Source organism: Caenimonas koreensis DSM 17982 (assembly GCF_009646335.1).
Taxonomy (GTDB): Bacteria; Pseudomonadota; Gammaproteobacteria; order Burkholderiales; family Burkholderiaceae_C; genus Ramlibacter; species Ramlibacter koreensis.
This window is the reverse complement of sequence record NZ_WJBU01000010.1, coordinates 58,489-74,916: the sequence shown is the minus strand read 5'-3', so window position 1 is coordinate 74,916 and position 16,428 is coordinate 58,489. Positions and strand designations below refer to the sequence as shown.

Below are 16,428 nucleotides of genomic sequence, written 5' to 3'. Positions count from 1 at the left end.
TGCCTTTGGCTAGGCAACCGTTGTTACACTGCGCCGATGGCTACCACTTCGCAACCGCGCGCCGATGGCGCCAAAGCTTCACCGCGCTCGCTCACCGGGCTGCTGCCTTTCATCCGCCCCTATCGCGGCCGTATCGCGCTGGCGGTGGTGCTCCTCATCCTCGCGGCGGCCGCGACGCTGCTGTTTCCTGTGGCGTTGCGCGGGTTGATCGACAACGGCCTGGGCGGCGCGAACAAGGGCCAGCAGCTCATGGACCTGCGCGACCACTTCTTCGAGCTCTTCGGCGTTGCCGCAGCGCTTGGCGTGTTTTCTGCCGGGCGCTTTTACATGGTGAGCTGGCTCGGTGAACGCGTGACGGCAGACTTGCGTAACGCCGTGTATGCGCATGTGCTGGAACAAAGCCCCGAGTTTTTCGAGACGACACAGACCGGTGAAGTGCTGTCGCGGCTGACGACTGACACCACGCTCGTGCAGACAGTCGTCGGCTCGCAGTTGAGCCTGGGTCTGCGCAATGCGTTCATGGGTGCAGGCGCGCTGGTGATGCTGGTGTACACCAACCCGTACATCATGCTGCAGGTGATGCTGATCATCGTGCTGGTGGTGTTGCCGACGATGTGGTTTGGCCGGCGCGTGCGGCGCCTGTCGCGGGCGAGCCAGGACCGCGTGGCTGATTCGAGTGCGATTGCGGCGGAGGTGTTGAACGCGATTCCCGTGGTGCAGAGTTACACAGCCGAGTCGCGAGAGGCTGCGCGCTTCGACTCGGCGACCGAGAACGCATTCAATACGGGCGTGCGTCGTACGAAGGCGCGTGCATTTCTTGTCGCATTCATCATCATCGCGAACGCGGCACTGCTGCTGTGGGGCCTTTACCAGGGCACGCAGTCGGTGATCGCGGGGCGCATCACCGCCGGGCATTTGGGCGAGACGGTCGTGTACGTGATCATTCTTGCGGGCGCGGTGGCCGTGCTCGGCGAGGTCTACGGCGACCTGCTGCGCGCAGCCGGCGCGACCGAGCGGTTGATGGAGCTGCTCGACAGCCGCTCGCCTGTTGCGTCACCTGCGAATCCGGTGGTGTTCACGCATGCGCCCGGCGGCAGTGCTGTGGCTTTCGAAGGCGTGACGTTCAACTACCCCTCCAGGCCATTGACGCCGGCACTTCGCGACTTCGATCTGCGCGTGGCGCCGGGCGAGACGGTGGCGCTTGTAGGCCCCAGCGGTGCCGGCAAGAGCACGGTGTTCCAGCTGCTGCTTCGCTTCTACGATCCGCTGCAAGGGCGCATCGTGCTCGATGGGGTGTCCAATCGCGACGTGTCGCTGCAGGACTTGCGTAGCCGCATCGCCATCGTTCCGCAGGAGGCGGTGATTTTTTCGAGCAGCGCGCTGGAGAACATCCGCTACGGCAAGCCCCAGGCGAGTGACGCCGAAGTGATCGCAGCGGCGAAGGCCGCATTCGCAGACGACTTCATCATGGCGTTGCCTGAGGGCTATTCGACGTTTCTCGGCGAGCGTGGTGTGCGCCTGTCTGGCGGGCAGCGGCAACGCATCGCTATTGCCCGCGCGATGCTCAAGAACCCGCCGCTGCTGCTGCTCGACGAAGCCACCAGCGCGCTCGATGCAGAGAGCGAGCGCATGGTGCAAGCCGCGCTGGAGTGCGCGATGCGTGACCGCACGACGCTGGTGATTGCGCATCGGCTCGCCACCGTGCAGCAAGCCGACCGCATCATCGTGCTGGACCACGGCAGGATCGTCGAGCAGGGAACGCACGAGTCGCTCGTGGCGGCGAATGGCGTCTATGCGCGGCTGGCGGCGTTGCAGTTCATGGACTAGGGTCCGCCCATTGCGGACATGGCCAGGGCCTACTGCAGCGGGCCCTTGAGCGCATCGGGGATTGGCAGCGGCATGACGCCGATGCCCTCTTCTAATAGCGACTCCGTCTCCTCGCGAGTAGCCTGCCCGCGAATGGCACGCTCTTCGACTTCGCCGTAGTGCATGCGGCGCGCTTCTTCAGGGAAACGCTCGCCGACATCTTCAGTCTTGGCCATCACTTCGCGCACGACGCGCATCCACGCGGCCTGCATCGTCTCCTGCGAGGCATTCATCACTTCGTGCTTGGCCTCAGGCCGCTGTGCGCCCAGGTTGATGCGCGGCGCGCTCGGCAACTTCACGATGGCGGTGTCACCGCACAGCGGGCAGGCGACGCTGCCAGCGGCCAGCTGCTGCTGAAACTCTTCTTCCGAGCCGAACCAGCCTTCAAAGGCATGGGTCGATTGGCATTGGAGATTGAGGACTTTCATAGGCGTGTATGCGCCCGATTATGAGCGCCAGTCCAGTTTCCACTGACTCGAAAGGACGTTTTGCAGCCACATCGCGCCGATCAGGGTTTTGGAATCGGTGACCGCACCGCTGCGGCAGCCATCCATCAGCTCGTCGAAAGTGGTTGTGGACACCTCAAGGAATTCACCCTCGTCCAGCGACCGGGTGGTCAGCGTGAGGCCGCGTGCAAACCAGATTTCGATGAACTCGGTCGAGTACGAGATGACAGGGTGCAACACACCCGCCCTCGCCCACTCGGCGGCCACATAGCCGGTTTCTTCGAGCAATTCGCGCCTGGCACATTCAAGCCGGTCTTCACCGGGGTCGATCTTGCCCGCCGGGAATTCGATCATCACCGCTTGCATGGGGTAGCGGTACTGCCGCTCGATCACGAGGCGGCCGTCGTCCAGCATCGGGATGATCATCACCGCGCCGGGGTGAATCACATATTCGCGCGTGGCCTGCGTCTGGTCGGGCAATTCGACCGTGTCGCGGAACGCGTGCAGGAAGTGGCCCTTGAGGATCTCCTGGCTGGAGACCTTGCGCTCGACCAGATGGCTGTCGTCGCCGGGCGCCGGGCGATCTATGCCGTGCATACAGCCGCTAGGTTGCGAGCGTCTTGACGACGGCGTTGAAGCACAGTGTCATCAGGCCACCGGGCAGGATGCCGAGGATCAGCACCAGCGCGCCGTTGATCGTGAGCACGGCGCGCACGTCGGCAGGCGCAGACACAGTGGTCACCGTGATAGGCGCATCGAAGTACATGACCTTGATGACGCGGATGTAATAGAACGTGCCGATCAGCGACATCATCACCGCGAAGATCGCCAGGCCAATGTGGAACATGTCGCCCGACGACACCAGCGCCTGCAGCACGGCGAGCTTCGCGTAGAAGCCCACCAGGGGTGGAATGCCCGCCAGCGACAACAGGCACACCGCCATCACGCCGGCGTACAGCGGGCTGCGCTGGTTCAGGCCTGCGAGGTCCGCAATCTCTTCGCTTTCAAAGCCGTCGCGCGCGAGCAGCAGGATGATGCCGAAGCTCGCCAGCGTGGTGAGCACATAGGTCACGACGTAGAACATCGACGCGCTGTAGGCGTACTGGCCATTGAGCGTATTGCCGTTCACCACACCCGAAGCCAGGCCGAGAATCACGAAGCCCATCTGCGCAATGGTCGAATAGGCCAGCATGCGCTTCAGGTTGGTCTGCGCAATGGCGGCGAGGTTGCCAACCAGCAAGGAGCCGACGGCCAGCACGATCAGCATCTGCTGCCAGTCGATAGCGAGCGGGATCATGCCTTCGACCAGCAAGCGGATCGTGATGGCAAAAGCGGCCAGTTCAGGCGCGGCGCCGATCATCAGCGTGACCGAGGTGGGTGCGCCCTGGTACACGTCGGGAATCCACATGTGGAACGGTACAGCGCCAAGCTTGAACGCCAGGCCGCTCACGACGAACACAAGGCCGAACACCAGTACATCGTGACGGATGCGGCCACTGCCGACGGCCTTGAAGACTTCACCGATATCCAGCGAGCCCGTCGCACCGTAGATCATCGACAGGCCGTACAGCAGGAAGCCGCTGGCCATCGCGCCGAGCACGAAGTACTTCATCGCAGCTTCGGTCGATTGCGCGTGATCGCGCCGCAGCGCCACCAGCGCGTAGCTGCAGAGCGTGAGCAGTTCGAGGCCGAGATAGATGACGAGGAAGTTGCTGCCCGAGATCATCACGAACATGCCGAGCAGCGAGAACAGCGCCAGCGTGAACATCTCGCCGCCGCGCATCATGTCGCGGTCTGCCGCGTAGGGGCGGCCATAGACCAGGCACACCATCATGGCGAGCGCCGAGAAGCACTTGAGCCAGTTGCCCATCGGGTCGCTCACGACCATGTGGCCGAAAGCGTAGAGCGATGTTTGCGCTTCACTCGCGAGCATGGCGGTGGACCACGCGACAAACGCAAGCGTGCCCATCGAGAGCCAATAGGTGAGCGTGCGCAGGCGCGTCTTCACGCCGAGGTCGACCAGGGCGATCAGGCACGCCATGGCCAGGAGCATGAGCTCCGGCGCGACGATGATCAGGCTAGCTTTGTCCAGCATTCTTGTTCTCGTTCACAGTTTCGACGTGGCTACGTGCTTGAGGAATTCGGTCACCGTCACGTTCATCACATCGGTGAATGGCTTCGGGTAGAGGCCCATGTAGAGCACGGCAATACCCAGCAGCGCCAGCATCAGGAATTCGCGCGCATTGATATCGGTCAGGGCCTTCACTTCGTCATTGGCGACCGGGCCGAGGTACACGCGCTTGAACATCCACAGCGTGTAGGCCGCGCCGAAAATCAGCGCGCTGGCCGCAGCCATGCCAATCCAGAAGTTGGACTTCACGGCACCGAGAATGACCATCCACTCGCCGACAAAACCGGCGGTGGCGGGCAGGCCGCAGTTAGCCATGGCGAACAGCAATGCGAACGCCGTGAAATTGGGCATCGTGTTCACGACACCGCCATAGCTGGCAATCTCGCGCGAGTGCATCCGGTCGTACAGCACGCCGATGCACAGGAACATCGCGGCCGATACAAAACCGTGCGCGATCATCTGCACGACGCCTCCCGCGACGCCGAGGTCGTTGAAGATGAAGAAGCCGAGCGTGACGAAGCCCATGTGCGCGACCGATGAATAGGCCACGAGCTTTTTCATGTCCTGCTGCACCATGGCGACGAGGCCAACGTAGATCACGGCGATCAGCGACAGCGCGATCATCAGCCCGGCCCACTCGTGCGCGGCGTCGGGCGCGATCGGCATCGAAAAGCGCAGGAAACCGTAAGCGCCGAGCTTGAGCATGATGGCGGCCAGCACAGCGGAGCCGCCGGTGGGCGCTTCGACGTGCACGTCAGGCAACCACGTGTGCACGGGCCACATCGGCACCTTGACGGCGAAGGCAGCGAAGAAGCCGAAGAACAGCAGCGTCTGCGCTGTGCCGCTGATCGGCAGCTTGTGCCAGGTCAGGATGTCGAAGCTGCCGCCCGACTTGCTGTACAGGTAGATCAGCGCGATCAGCATCAACAGCGAGCCAAGCAGCGTGTACAGGAAGAACTTGAAGGCTGCGTAGATCTTTCGCGGGCCGCCCCAGATACCGATGATCAGGTACATCGGGATCAGCGTGGCTTCAAAGAACGTGTAGAACAGGATGCCGTCGAGCGCGGTGAACACGCCGATCATCAGGCCCGACAGAATCAGGAACGCGCCCATGTACTGGTTCACGCGTTCGGTGATCACCTCCCAGGCGGAGATGACAACGATCACGTTGATGAACGCAGTGAGCAGCACGAACCACAGCGAGATACCGTCCACGCCCAGGTGGTAGTTCACGGCAAAGCGCTCGATCCATGGCGCCTTCTCGACGAACTGCATGGCAGCCGTGGTTGCGTCGAACCGCGTGTACAGCGGAATCGTCACGAGGAAGCTGGCCACGGCGCCGACAAGGGCTATCCAGCGCTCCGTGGGCGCTTGTTCGTCACGCCCGAAGGCGAGCAGCACGAGGCCGAAGAAGATCGGCACCCAGATGGAAAGGCTCAGCAAACCCATTCTTGACTTTCCTTGTTGTTCTTCTTGTTCATTGGCCGAACCCGAGCAGCTTCATGATGGATTCGTGCCAGACGAACCACGACATCAGCGCGAACACGCCCAGGATCATTGCGAAAGCGTAGTGATAGATGTAGCCCGTCTGGACTACGCGTGTCACGCTGGAGAACCAGCCCACCACGCGTGCGCTGCCATTGACCAGGCCGCCGTCGATGATGGTCTCGTCGCCGCCCTTCCACAGGCCGACGCCGAGCATGCGCGCGCCGCGGGCGAGCACATTCTCATTGAACCAGTCCATGTAGTACTTGTTCTCGAGCAGCTTGTAGATCGGCTGCGCCTTCGACTTGATCGCAGCGGGCAGCGCCGGGTTGACCAGGTACATGTACCAGGCCGTCACAACGCCTGCGAGCGCCAGCCAGAACGGCATGGTCATCAGGCCGTGCAGCGCCATGCGGACCGGGCCGTGGAATTCTTCTGCGAGCTTGACGAGCGCTTCGTGCTTTTCGCGGTCGATGAAGATCGCGTCTTTCATGAAGTCGCCAAAGAGCATGGGCTCGATGGTGAAGTAACCGATCACGACGGACGGGAACGCCAGCAGCAGCAACGGTGCTGTGACGACCCACGGTGACTCGTGCGGCTTGGCATGGTCATCATGTGCGTGGTCGCCATGGTCATCATGGTGGCCGTGATGTGCGTCCGGGTTCTGGTCGTAGCGCTCCTTGCCGTGGAACACCAGGAAGTACATGCGGAACGAATAGAACGCGGTGACAAACACGCCAGCCATCACAGCGAAGTAGGCAAAGCCCGAGCCCCAGAGATGACTCTCGTGCACGGCTTCGATGATCGAATCTTTCGAGTAGAAGCCCGCGAACAGCGGCGTGCCGATCAACGCCAGCGAGCCGAGCAGCGCGGTGATCCAGGTGATCGGCATGTATTTGCGCACGTTGCCCATCCAGCGGATGTCCTGGTTGTGGTGCATGCCCATGATCACGGAGCCAGCCGCCAGGAACAGCAGCGCCTTGAAGAAGGCGTGCGTCATCAGGTGGAACACGGCCACCGAATAGGCCGATGCGCCCAGCGCGACCGTCATGTAGCCCAGCTGCGAGAGCGTTGAATACGCCACCACGCGCTTGATGTCGTTCTGGATGATGCCGAGAAAGCCCATGAACAGCGCCGTGATCGCGCCGATGACCATCATGAACGACAGCGCCGTATCGCTCAGCTCGAACAGCGGCGACATGCGCGTGACCATGAAGATGCCTGCAGTGACCATCGTCGCCGCGTGAATCAGCGCAGAGATGGGCGTCGGGCCTTCCATCGAATCAGGCAGCCACACGTGCAGCGGGAACTGCGCGCTCTTGCCCATGGCGCCGATGAACAGGCAGATGCAGATCACGGTGACGAGCATCCAGTCAGTGCCGGGGAAGCCCATCTTCGCAAGTTCACCCGCCTTGGCGAATGTTTCGGTGTAGCTGAGCGTGCCGCCGTACGCCGCAATCAGGCCGATGCCCAGGATGAAGCCGAAGTCACCTACGCGGTTGACCAGGAACGCCTTCATGTTCGCGAAGATCGCCGTGGGCTTGGTGAACCAGAAGCCAATCAGCAGGTACGACACGAGGCCCACTGCTTCCCAGCCAAAGAACAGCTGCAGCAGGTTGTTGCTCATCACGAGCATGAGCATCGAGAACGTGAAGAGCGAGATATACGCAAAGAAGCGGTTGTAGCCCTCGTCTTCTTCCATGTAGCCGATGGTGTAGATGTGCACCATGAGCGAGACGAAGGTGACGACGCACATCATCATGGCCGTGAGGCCATCGACAAGGAAGCCCACTTCCATCTTCAGCGAGCCGATGGTCATCCAGGTGTAGAGCGTCTCGTTGAAGCGGGCGCCATCCACCGCGACGCTCTTGAGCGTCATGGCGGAGATCACGAAGGCGATGAACACGCCCAGGATGCACAGTGTGTGCGAGAGGCGGCGGCCAAACCAGTTGCCGCCGAAGCTGGTGCCAAGCACGCCGGCAAGGATGGCGCCCGCCAGGGGCGCCAGCGGTACGGCCAGCAGGGTGGATGCGTTAAGGGTTGCGCTCATGTTGTTGTTATCCCTTGAGCGTGTTCAGTTCATCGACGTTGATGTTCGACTTGTTGCGGAACAGCAGCACGAGAATGGCCAGGCCGATCGCCGATTCGGCGGCGGCAACGGTCAGGATGAAGAACACGAACACCTGGCCGTGCATGTCGTTCAGGTAGTACGAGAACGCGACGAAGTTCATGTTCACCGCCAGCAGCATCAGCTCGATGGCCATCAGCAGCACGATGAGGTTGCGGCGGTTCAGAAAGATGCCGATCACCGACAGCGCGAACAAAATCGCGCCCAGCGACAGGAAGTGGCCGAGGGTCAGAGTCATGGCTTGGCCTCCACGGCCGGATTGGCATTGACCGGCGCGGGCGCAGCCACCGGCGCGGCCACGGTGGGCGCCAGCTTCACGATGGACAGGCGGTCAGTGGACTTCACGCGGACCTGGTCAGATGGGTCGGTGTGGCGGCTGTCCTTGCGGTCACGCAGCGTCAGCGCAATCGCGGCAATGATCGCAACGAGCAGGATGACAGCGGCAATTTCCAGCGGATACAGGTATTGCGTGTACAGCAGCTTGCCCAGTTCCTTGGTGTTCGAGAACTGGCCAGCCGCCTGTGTGGCAGCTTGCGTGGCTGCCTGCGCAGCAACAGGCACCGACCGCGGCTCCTCACCCAGGCGGAACCCGCCCAGCAGCACCGCCGACATTTCGAGGGCGATGATGGCGCCGACGAACGCCGCCAGCGGAAAGTGCTTCCAGAAACCCGCGCGCAATGCATCGACGTTGATGTCCAGCATCATCACAACGAACAGGAACAGCACCATCACCGCCCCGACATACACGAGCACCAGCGAAATCGCGAGGAATTCCGCCTTGAGCAGCAGCCATACGGCCGCCGCCTGAAAGAACGCCAGCACGAGGTAGAGCGCGGCATACACGGGGTTGCGCGCGGTGATCACGCGAAAGGCTGCGAAGAGCAGCACCGCGCTGAACAGATAGAAGAAGCCGGTTCGGATGTCCATTGTTTTTCTTCGTGGGGCTCAGCGGTATTTCGCGTCGGCGGCCTTGGCCGCGGCAATTTGCGGCTCGTAGCGGTCGCCCACGGCGAGCAGCATGTCTTTGGTGAAGTACAGGTCGCCGCGCTTTTCGCCGTGGTATTCGAGGATGTGCGTCTCGACGATGGAGTCCACCGGGCAGCTCTCTTCGCAGAAGCCGCAGAAGATGCACTTGGTGAGGTCGATGTCGTAGCGCGTCGTGCGGCGCGTGCCGTCGGCGCGCTGGTCGGATTCGATCGTGATGGCCATTGCGGGGCACACGGCCTCGCACAGCTTGCAGGCGATGCACCGCTCTTCGCCGTTGTCATAACGGCGCAATGCGTGCAGGCCGCGAAAACGCGGGCTGAGCGGCGTCTTTTCCTCGGGGAACTGCACCGTGATCTTGCGCGCGAAGGCGTACTTGCCTGTGATGGCCAGGCCCTTGAACAACTCGAGCAGCATGAAGCTGCTGAGGAAGTCCTTCAGCGAGAAAGGCTGGCGTGCCAATGTGGAGGTGGACATTTTTTTGACTACTTCCAGATGTTGTAGGGCGTCTGCATCCAGGCGGCGACGACGACGAGCCAGACGAGCGTGACCGGAATGAAGATCTTCCAGCCCAGACGCATGATCTGGTCGTAGCGGTAGCGCGGGAACGTCGAGCGGACCCACAGGAACATGGTGACGACCATGAAGGTCTTGATGCCCAGCCAGATCCAGCCAGGGATGAACGACAGGAATTCGAACGGTGGCAGCCAGCCGCCCAGAAACATCAGCACGGCCATGATCGAGACGAGCCACATGTTGGCGTACTCGGCCAGGAAGAACATGGCGAAGCTCATGCCCGAGTACTCGATCATGTGGCCGGCGACGATTTCCGACTCGCCCTCGACCACGTCGAACGGATGGCGGTTGGTTTCAGCCAGGCCCGAAATGAAATACACGAGGAAGATGGGCAGCAGCGGCAGCCAGTTCCACGACAGGAAGTTCAGGCCCTGGTTGACCATCATTCCGCGGCCTTGCGTCATGACGATGTCCGTCAGGTTCATGCTGCCTGCGACCATCAGCACGACGACGAGGCAAAAACCCATCGCGATTTCGTAACTCACCATTTGCGCTGACGCACGCAATGCGCCGAGGAACGCGTACTTCGAGTTCGATGCCCAGCCTGCAATGATCACACCGTACACCTCGAGCGACGTGATCGCCATGAGGAACAGAAGACCGGCGTTGATGTTGGCCAGAGCCACTTCAGGGCCGAAAGGGATCACGACCCATGCAGCGAGCGCTGGCATGATCGTCATGATCGGGCCGAGCAGGAACAGGCCCTTGTTCGCGACCGTCGGGATGATGATTTCCTTGGTCAGCAGCTTGACCGCATCGGCAATCGGCTGCAGCAGGCCGAGCGGGCCGATGCGGTTGGGGCCGACGCGAATCTGCGTGAAGCCGATGGCCTTGCGCTCCCACAGCGTGAGGTACGCAACAGCGCCCATCAACGGGGCCACGACCACGACGATCTTGATGAGCGTCCACAGGACGGGCCAGCCTGCGGCCGTCCACCAGGTGGCTGCAATCAGCCCGTTACCGAAGCCATAGATCTGGTCGATCATGCCGCGACCTCCTCATGCGGCGCGGCAGCGCGGCCATCAGCGGTCTGCTGCAGCGAAGGCGCACGGCGCACGATTGAATCGAGCTGGTAGATCGCCGCGGTTGCAGGCTTGCCCGCCGTGCCGGATGCCGACATGTAGGCGGATGTGCCGTTACCCAGGGCGCCGGCGGACACAAATGGCTTGCCTGCGTCTTCAGCACCACGCGCAGCGGCGAGCACTTCATTCGCGGTTTCGTAGTCGAAGCCTTGGAGCCCGAGCATGTTGGCGAGAACGCGCAGCACCTTCCAGGCAGGACGCGCTTCGCCCAGCGGCTTGACAACGGCGTGGAAGCTCTGCACGCGCCCTTCGGCGTTGACAAAGGTGCCCGGCGTTTCAGTGAACGGCGCGATGGGCAGCAGCACATCGCTGAACGGCATGTTGGCCTTGAACGGGCTGAGCGTGACAACCATCTGCGCACTGGTGAGGGCGGCTGCAGCGTCTGCACCCCCTGCCGAATCGAATTCGGGCTCGGTGTTCAGAAGGATCGCCGCCTTGAGCGCGCCGTCGAGCATCTGGCCGGCGTTCAGGCCGCCCTCGCCCGGGAGTGCGTTCACAAGCTGCGCGCCCACCGTGTTGGCTGCTTCAGAGAGGTAGCCCACGGTCGCGCCGGTTTGCTCACCGATCCAGTTGGCAATGGCCAGCAGGGTTGAGGCTTGCGCGTGGTGCGCTGCCGCGTTGCCCAGCAAGATGGCTTTGCGCTCGCCGCTGAGCAGCGATTGCGCGATGGCCTTGTGCGAATCGCCAGCAGTGGCATTCACGGGTGCCGTGGCGCCCTTGTCGCTGGCGACGGCTGATGCGACAGCCGACAGTTCACGCACCCAATCGGACGCAGGAGCAACCACCGAAGTGGCGATGGGCATCGCCCAGTCGTCGGCCCAGTCGTGAATCACGGAAACCTTCGCGCCCTGACGCGCTGCACCGCGAATGCGCAGCGCGAACAGCGGATGGTCCTTGCGCAGGTTCGAGCCGATGACGAATGCGCTTTGCAGTGTGGACAGCGATGCGATCGTCGTGCCGAGCCACTTGACACCCTCACCCTTGGCGAACTCCGCATTGCGCAGGCGGTAATCAATGTTCTCGCTGCCCAGGCCGCGCACGAGCTGCGCTGCGAGGAACAGCTCTTCCGATGTGCTGTGCGGGCTGACCAGCGCGCCGATACTTTGCGCGCCGTGGTCGGCCTTGATCTGCTTCAGGCCATTGGCAACGTATTCGAGCGCCGTTTGCCAATCGACCGTCTTCCACTCGCCGCCCTGCTTGATCATGGGGGACGTCAGGCGCTCGTCACTGTTGAGCGCTTCATAGGAAAAGCGGTCGCGATCGGCGAGCCAGCATTCGTTCACATCGTTGTTTTCAAACGGGAGAACGCGCAGGACCTTGTTGCCCTTGACCTGCACGATGAGGTTCGAGCCGGTGGAGTCGTGCGGGCTGACCGACTTGCGGCGCGAGAGCTCCCAAGTGCGAGCCTGGTAGCGGAACGGCTTGCTCGTGAGCGCACCGACCGGGCACAGGTCGATCATGTTGCCGGAGACTTCGGAGTCCACCGTGTCGTTCAGCACCGTGGTGATCTCCGCGTGCTCGCCGCGGTGGATCATGCCGAGTTCCATCACGCCGGCGACTTCCTGGCCAAAGCGCACGCAACGTGTGCAGTGGATGCAGCGGCTCATCTCTTCCATCGAGATCAGCGGGCCGACGTCCTTGTGCATGACGACGCGCTTTTCTTCCTGGTAGCGCGACGATGAGCCGCCGTAGCCCACGGCCAGATCCTGCAGCTGGCACTCACCGCCCTGGTCGCAGATCGGGCAGTCCAGCGGATGGTTGATCAGCAGGAATTCCATCACCGAGGCTTGTGCCTTGATCGCCTTCTCGCTCTTGGTGCGCACGATCATGCCGTTGGTCACGGGCGTGGCGCAGGCGGGCATGGGCTTGGGCGCCTTCTCCACGTCAACCAGACACATGCGGCAGTTGGCCGCGATGGAAAGCTTCTTGTGATAGCAGAAGTGCGGGATGTACGTGCCGGCCTTGTCCGCAGCATGCATGATCATGCTGCCTTCGGTAACCGAGACTTTTTGTCCGTCGAGATCGATTTCAACCATATCGTGTTCAGGCCTGCACGGCTTGTTGCTGCGCCTTCTGGATCTTTGCTTCGAACTCGTGGCGGAAGTGCTTGATCATTGCGCGCACGGGCATGGCAGCTGCGTCACCCAGCGCGCAGATCGTGCGGCCCTGGATGTTGTCAGCCACGGAATTGAGCAGGTCGAGGTCGCTCGGGCGGCCATGACCGTTATGGATGCGTTCGACCACGCGCCACAGCCAGCCAGTGCCTTCACGGCAGGGCGTGCACTGGCCGCACGACTCATGCATGTAGAAGTACGACAGGCGCAGGAGCGACTCGACCATGTCGCGGCTGTCGTCCATGACGATGACAGCGCCCGAACCCAGCATGGAGCCGGCCTTGGCGATGGAGTCGTAGTCCATCGTGCACTGCATCATGATGTCGGCCGGCAGGACAGGTGCCGACGAGCCACCCGGGATCACAGCCTTCAGCGTGCGGCCCTTGCGCACGCCACCTGCGAGTTCAAGCAGCTTGGCGAACGGTGTGCCGAGTGGCACTTCATAGTTGCCCGGCAACTCCACGTCGCCCGAGACCGAATAGATCTTGGTGCCGCCGTTGTTCGGCTTGCCGCACTCCAGGTAAGCCTGGCCGCCATTGCGGATGATCCACGGCACAGCCGCGAATGTCTCGGTGTTGTTGATCGTCGTGGGCTTGCCGTACAGGCCAAAGCTTGCGGGGAACGGCGGCTTGAATCGCGGCTGGCCCTTCTTGCCTTCAAGCGACTCAAGCAACGCGGTTTCTTCACCGCAGATGTACGCGCCGAAACCGTGGAATGCATGGAGCTGGAAGCTGAAGTTCGAGCCCATGATCTTGTCGCCAAGATAGCCGGCCGCCCTCGCCTCTTCGAGTGCTTCACCGAAGCGCTCGAAGGTGTCCCAGATTTCGCCGTGGATGTAGTTGTAGCCCACGGTGATACCCATGGCGTAGGCGGCAATCGCCATGCCTTCGATCACCTGGTGCGGGTTGTATTGCAGCAGGTCGCGGTCCTTGCAGGTGCCCGGCTCGCCTTCGTCGGAATTGCACACGAGGTACTTCTGGCCCGGGAACTGGCGGGGCATGAAGCTCCACTTCAGGCCCGTGGGAAAGCCTGCGCCGCCGCGACCGCGCAGTGCGGATTCCTTCACCGTGGCGATCACCTGGTCTTGCGTCAGACCTTCAGTGAGGATCTTGCGCAGCGCTGCATAGCCTTCGCGCTTTTCATAATCTTTCAGGCGCCAGTTCGTGCCGTCGAGGTCTTTATAGATCTGCGGGTTGATGTGGCGGCCGTGAAAGCATGTTTGCACGCCGGTGGCCTTGAACTGGGCCAGGACTTGTTCGGCGTTCATGATGTTGCACCCTTCAAACCATCAATCAGCTGATCGAGTTTGTCATTGCTCATGAAGCTGCACATCGTGCGGTCGTTCACCAGCATCACCGGCGAGTCGGCGCAGGCGCCCAGGCATTCGGTTTGCTGCAGCGTGAACAGGCCGTCAGGCGTTGTCTCGCCCATGCGCACGCCAAGCTTCTTTTCAAGATAGTGCAGCGCGTTGGTGCCGTCGCGCAACTGGCACGGCAGGTTGGTGCAGACGTTCAACTTGTACTTGCCCACCGGCTTCTGGTTGTACATGTTGTAGAACGTGGTGACCTCATGCACAGCGATAGGCTCGACGCCGATGTAGGCCGCAATCTCGGCTTCACGTCCGGCGCTGACATAACCGTCTTCCTTTTGCACGATGGCCAGGCAGGCCATCACAGCGGAGATGCGCTGCTCAGCGGGGTACTTCGCGACTTCCTTGTCGAACAAGGCACGCATCGAATCTGAAATCATCGGTCAATTTCTCCGAACACGATGTCCATGGTGCCGATCACGGCGACGGCGTCGGCGATCATGTGGCCGCGCGACATTTCGTCCATGGCGGCCAGATGCGCGAAGCCCGGCGGGCGGATCTTCAGGCGGTAGGGTTTGTTGGCGCCATCGCTCACGATGTAGATGCCGAACTCGCCCTTGGGATGCTCGACGGAAGCATAGGCCTCGCCTTCGGGCACGCGGAAGCCTTCGGAGAAGAGCTTGAAGTGGTGGATCAGCTCCTCCATGTTGCTCTTCATCGATTCGCGGTCCGGTGGTGCGACCTTGTGGTTGTCGGTGATGACGGGGCCCGGGTTGGCGCGCAGCCAGTCCACGCACTGCTTGATGATCTTGTTCGACTCACGCAGCTCCTGCACGCGCACGAGGTAACGGTCGTAGCAGTCGCCCGTCTTGCCAACGGGGATGTCGAAGTCCATCTGGCCGTACACCTCGTACGGCTGCTTCTTGCGCAAGTCCCAGGCGAAGCCGGAGCCGCGCAGCATGGGGCCAGTGAAGCCAAGATTGAGCGCTCGCTCGGGCGTGACCACGCCGATGCCAACGGTGCGCTGCTTCCAGATGCGGTTGTCCGTGAGCAGGGTTTCGTATTCGTCAACGTACGCAGGAAAGCGCTTGGTGAAGTCTTCGATGAAGTCGAGCAGCGAGCCCTGCCGGTTCTCGTTCAGCCGGTCGATGGCGCGCTGGTTCTTGACCTTGCTCACCTGGTACTGCGGCATCGAATCCGGCAGGTCGCGATAGACACCGCCCGGGCGGAAATACGCTGCGTGCATACGCGCGCCCGACACTGCCTCGTACATGTCGAACAGGTCTTCACGCTCGCGGAAGCAGTAGATGAGGATGTTCATCGCGCCGCAGTCGAGGCCGTGCGCGCCGAGCCACAACAGGTGATTGAGCAGCCGCGTGATCTCCGAATACATCACGCGGATGTACTGCGCGCGAACAGGCACTTCAATACCCATGAGTCTTTCGATCGCGAGGCAGTACGCATGCTCGTTCGACATCATCGACACGTAGTCGAGCCGGTCCATGTAGGGCAGCGACTGGATGTACGTCTTGGTTTCCGCGAGCTTTTCGGTCGCGCGGTGCAGCAAGCCGATGTGCGGATCGGCGCGCTGGATCACTTCGCCGTCGAGCTCGAGCACCAGGCGCAGCACGCCGTGCGCGGCCGGGTGCTGCGGTCCGAAGTTCAACGTGTAGTTTTTGATCTCGGCCATTATTTGATACCGCCGTAGTGGTCTTCACGGATGATGCGCGGCGTGATTTCTCGCGGCTCGATCGACACGGGCTGATAGATGACGCGCTTGCGCTCGGCGTCGTATTGCATCTCGACCTGGCCGGACACAGGGAAATCCTTGCGGAACGGGTGGCCGATAAAGCCGTAGTCGGTCAGGATGCGGCGCAGGTCTTCATGACCTTCGAACACGATGCCGTACAGATCGAATGCCTCGCGCTCGAACCAGTTGGCCGAGTTCCATACGCCATTGATCGAATCGACCACAGGCATGTCGTCGTCACTGGCGAAAACTTTCAGGCGCACGCGCTGGTTGAGCGAGACCGACAACAAGTGGGAAGCGACGCAGTAGCGTGAGCCTTCCCAGCCGCCGTTGCCATAGTCGGAATAGTCCAGCCCGCACAAGTCGAGCAACTGCTCGAACTGGCATCCGGGCGCGTCATGCAGGATTTGCGCGGCGGCGAGGTAGTTGGCGGGAGTGACTGTGACGGTGACTTCACCCAGGGCGAGGTCAACGCGCTTGGCCTTGTCGCCCAATGCAGCAGCTACTGTGTCTTTCAGTGCTGCGGGGTCGATTGCGTAAACAGGTGTGGCGTCCAT

The 16,428-nt window shown here is 62.0% G+C and carries 15 protein-coding genes; 1 reads left to right on the top strand and 14 read right to left on the bottom strand.

Annotation, left to right across the window (positions count from 1 at the left end):
• The first annotated feature begins 36 nt into the window (after positions 1-36).
• Positions 37-1,827, top strand: coding sequence for an ABC transporter transmembrane domain-containing protein (locus GHT07_RS11375; protein ID WP_153585211.1), 1,791 nt, complete (start codon positions 37-39; stop codon positions 1,825-1,827).
• Between the two features lie 29 nt (positions 1,828-1,856).
• Here the strand turns inward: GHT07_RS11375 and GHT07_RS11370 are convergent, their stop codons facing one another.
• The 14 genes from GHT07_RS11370 to GHT07_RS11305 are packed head-to-tail and all read right to left on the bottom strand — an operon-like array spanning position 1,857 to position 16,428.
• The gene (locus tag GHT07_RS11370) at positions 1,857-2,294 is read right to left on the bottom strand and encodes a DUF1178 family protein (RefSeq protein WP_153585210.1); all 438 of its coding nucleotides are present in this window, start codon (positions 2,292-2,294) and stop codon (positions 1,857-1,859) included.
• Positions 2,295-2,312: 18 nt separating this feature from the next.
• Complete coding sequence (locus GHT07_RS11365; RefSeq protein ID WP_153585209.1) at positions 2,313-2,909, bottom strand: NUDIX domain-containing protein; 597 nt, start codon at positions 2,907-2,909, stop codon at positions 2,313-2,315.
• Between the two features lie 7 nt (positions 2,910-2,916).
• Positions 2,917-4,407 (bottom strand): NADH-quinone oxidoreductase subunit NuoN, encoded by a 1,491-nt coding sequence (gene nuoN, locus GHT07_RS11360; protein ID WP_153585208.1) that lies wholly within the window; start codon positions 4,405-4,407, stop codon positions 2,917-2,919.
• 12 nt (positions 4,408-4,419) lie between these two features.
• The gene (locus tag GHT07_RS11355) at positions 4,420-5,892 is read right to left on the bottom strand and encodes an NADH-quinone oxidoreductase subunit M (protein WP_153585207.1); all 1,473 of its coding nucleotides are present in this window, start codon (positions 5,890-5,892) and stop codon (positions 4,420-4,422) included.
• A gap of 28 nt (positions 5,893-5,920) precedes the next feature.
• Positions 5,921-7,978 (bottom strand): NADH-quinone oxidoreductase subunit L, encoded by a 2,058-nt coding sequence (gene nuoL, locus GHT07_RS11350; protein WP_153585206.1) that lies wholly within the window; start codon positions 7,976-7,978, stop codon positions 5,921-5,923.
• 7 nt (positions 7,979-7,985) lie between these two features.
• Entirely contained in the window at positions 7,986-8,294 is a 309-nt protein-coding gene (nuoK, locus tag GHT07_RS11345; RefSeq protein ID WP_153585205.1) for an NADH-quinone oxidoreductase subunit NuoK, read from the bottom strand.
• Positions 8,291-8,983 (bottom strand): NADH-quinone oxidoreductase subunit J, encoded by a 693-nt coding sequence (locus GHT07_RS11340; protein WP_153585204.1) that lies wholly within the window; start codon positions 8,981-8,983, stop codon positions 8,291-8,293. Before GHT07_RS11340 ends, nuoK begins: the two co-directional genes overlap by 4 nt.
• Positions 8,984-9,001: 18 nt before the next feature.
• On the bottom strand, positions 9,002-9,517 hold the full coding sequence (gene nuoI / locus GHT07_RS11335; protein WP_153585203.1) for an NADH-quinone oxidoreductase subunit NuoI: 516 nt from the start codon (positions 9,515-9,517) through the stop codon (positions 9,002-9,004).
• A gap of 8 nt (positions 9,518-9,525) precedes the next feature.
• Entirely contained in the window at positions 9,526-10,602 is a 1,077-nt protein-coding gene (gene nuoH / locus GHT07_RS11330) for an NADH-quinone oxidoreductase subunit NuoH (protein ID WP_153585202.1), read from the bottom strand.
• The gene (gene nuoG / locus GHT07_RS11325) at positions 10,599-12,734 is read right to left on the bottom strand and encodes an NADH-quinone oxidoreductase subunit NuoG (RefSeq protein ID WP_153585201.1); all 2,136 of its coding nucleotides are present in this window, start codon (positions 12,732-12,734) and stop codon (positions 10,599-10,601) included. The genes nuoH and nuoG overlap by 4 nt, the downstream gene beginning before the upstream one ends.
• A 7-nt stretch (positions 12,735-12,741) precedes the next feature.
• Positions 12,742-14,079 carry an NADH-quinone oxidoreductase subunit NuoF gene (gene nuoF, locus GHT07_RS11320; protein WP_153585200.1) on the bottom strand — a complete coding sequence of 446 codons (1,338 nt, stop codon included), beginning with the start codon at positions 14,077-14,079 and terminating at the stop codon, positions 12,742-12,744.
• Positions 14,076-14,561: an NADH-quinone oxidoreductase subunit NuoE gene (nuoE, locus tag GHT07_RS11315; protein ID WP_153585199.1), complete on the bottom strand. Its 486-nt coding sequence runs from the start codon at positions 14,559-14,561 to the stop codon at positions 14,076-14,078. Before nuoE ends, nuoF begins: the two co-directional genes overlap by 4 nt.
• A complete protein-coding gene (locus GHT07_RS11310) occupies positions 14,558-15,811 on the bottom strand; it encodes an NADH-quinone oxidoreductase subunit D (RefSeq protein ID WP_153585198.1) in 1,254 nt (417 codons plus the stop codon). Before GHT07_RS11310 ends, nuoE begins: the two co-directional genes overlap by 4 nt.
• Complete coding sequence (locus tag GHT07_RS11305) at positions 15,811-16,428, bottom strand: NADH-quinone oxidoreductase subunit C (RefSeq protein WP_153585197.1); 618 nt, start codon at positions 16,426-16,428, stop codon at positions 15,811-15,813. The genes GHT07_RS11310 and GHT07_RS11305 overlap by 1 nt, the downstream gene beginning before the upstream one ends.

Excerpts from the sequence above, each read along its gene's own strand:
- nuoF (WP_153585200.1), bottom strand. The coding sequence starts at position 14,079 with ATGAACGCCGAACAAGTCCTGGCCCAGTTCAAGGCCACCGGCGTGCAA.
- GHT07_RS11375 (WP_153585211.1), top strand. The coding sequence starts at position 37 with ATGGCTACCACTTCGCAACCGCGCGCCGATGGCGCCAAAGCTTCACCG.
- GHT07_RS11370 (WP_153585210.1), bottom strand. The coding sequence starts at position 2,294 with ATGAAAGTCCTCAATCTCCAATGCCAATCGACCCATGCCTTTGAAGGC.
- nuoK (WP_153585205.1), bottom strand. The coding sequence starts at position 8,294 with ATGACTCTGACCCTCGGCCACTTCCTGTCGCTGGGCGCGATTTTGTTC.
- nuoL (WP_153585206.1), bottom strand. The coding sequence starts at position 7,978 with ATGAGCGCAACCCTTAACGCATCCACCCTGCTGGCCGTACCGCTGGCG.
- nuoE (WP_153585199.1), bottom strand. The coding sequence starts at position 14,561 with ATGATTTCAGATTCGATGCGTGCCTTGTTCGACAAGGAAGTCGCGAAG.
- nuoH (WP_153585202.1), bottom strand. The coding sequence starts at position 10,602 with ATGATCGACCAGATCTATGGCTTCGGTAACGGGCTGATTGCAGCCACC.
- GHT07_RS11355 (WP_153585207.1), bottom strand. The coding sequence starts at position 5,892 with ATGGGTTTGCTGAGCCTTTCCATCTGGGTGCCGATCTTCTTCGGCCTC.
- GHT07_RS11305 (WP_153585197.1), bottom strand. The coding sequence starts at position 16,428 with ATGGACGCCACACCTGTTTACGCAATCGACCCCGCAGCACTGAAAGAC.
- nuoI (WP_153585203.1), bottom strand. The coding sequence starts at position 9,517 with ATGTCCACCTCCACATTGGCACGCCAGCCTTTCTCGCTGAAGGACTTC.
- nuoG (WP_153585201.1), bottom strand. The coding sequence starts at position 12,734 with ATGGTTGAAATCGATCTCGACGGACAAAAAGTCTCGGTTACCGAAGGC.
- GHT07_RS11310 (WP_153585198.1), bottom strand. The coding sequence starts at position 15,811 with ATGGCCGAGATCAAAAACTACACGTTGAACTTCGGACCGCAGCACCCG.
- GHT07_RS11340 (WP_153585204.1), bottom strand. The coding sequence starts at position 8,983 with ATGGACATCCGAACCGGCTTCTTCTATCTGTTCAGCGCGGTGCTGCTC.
- nuoN (WP_153585208.1), bottom strand. The coding sequence starts at position 4,407 with ATGCTGGACAAAGCTAGCCTGATCATCGTCGCGCCGGAGCTCATGCTC.
- GHT07_RS11365 (WP_153585209.1), bottom strand. The coding sequence starts at position 2,909 with ATGCACGGCATAGATCGCCCGGCGCCCGGCGACGACAGCCATCTGGTC.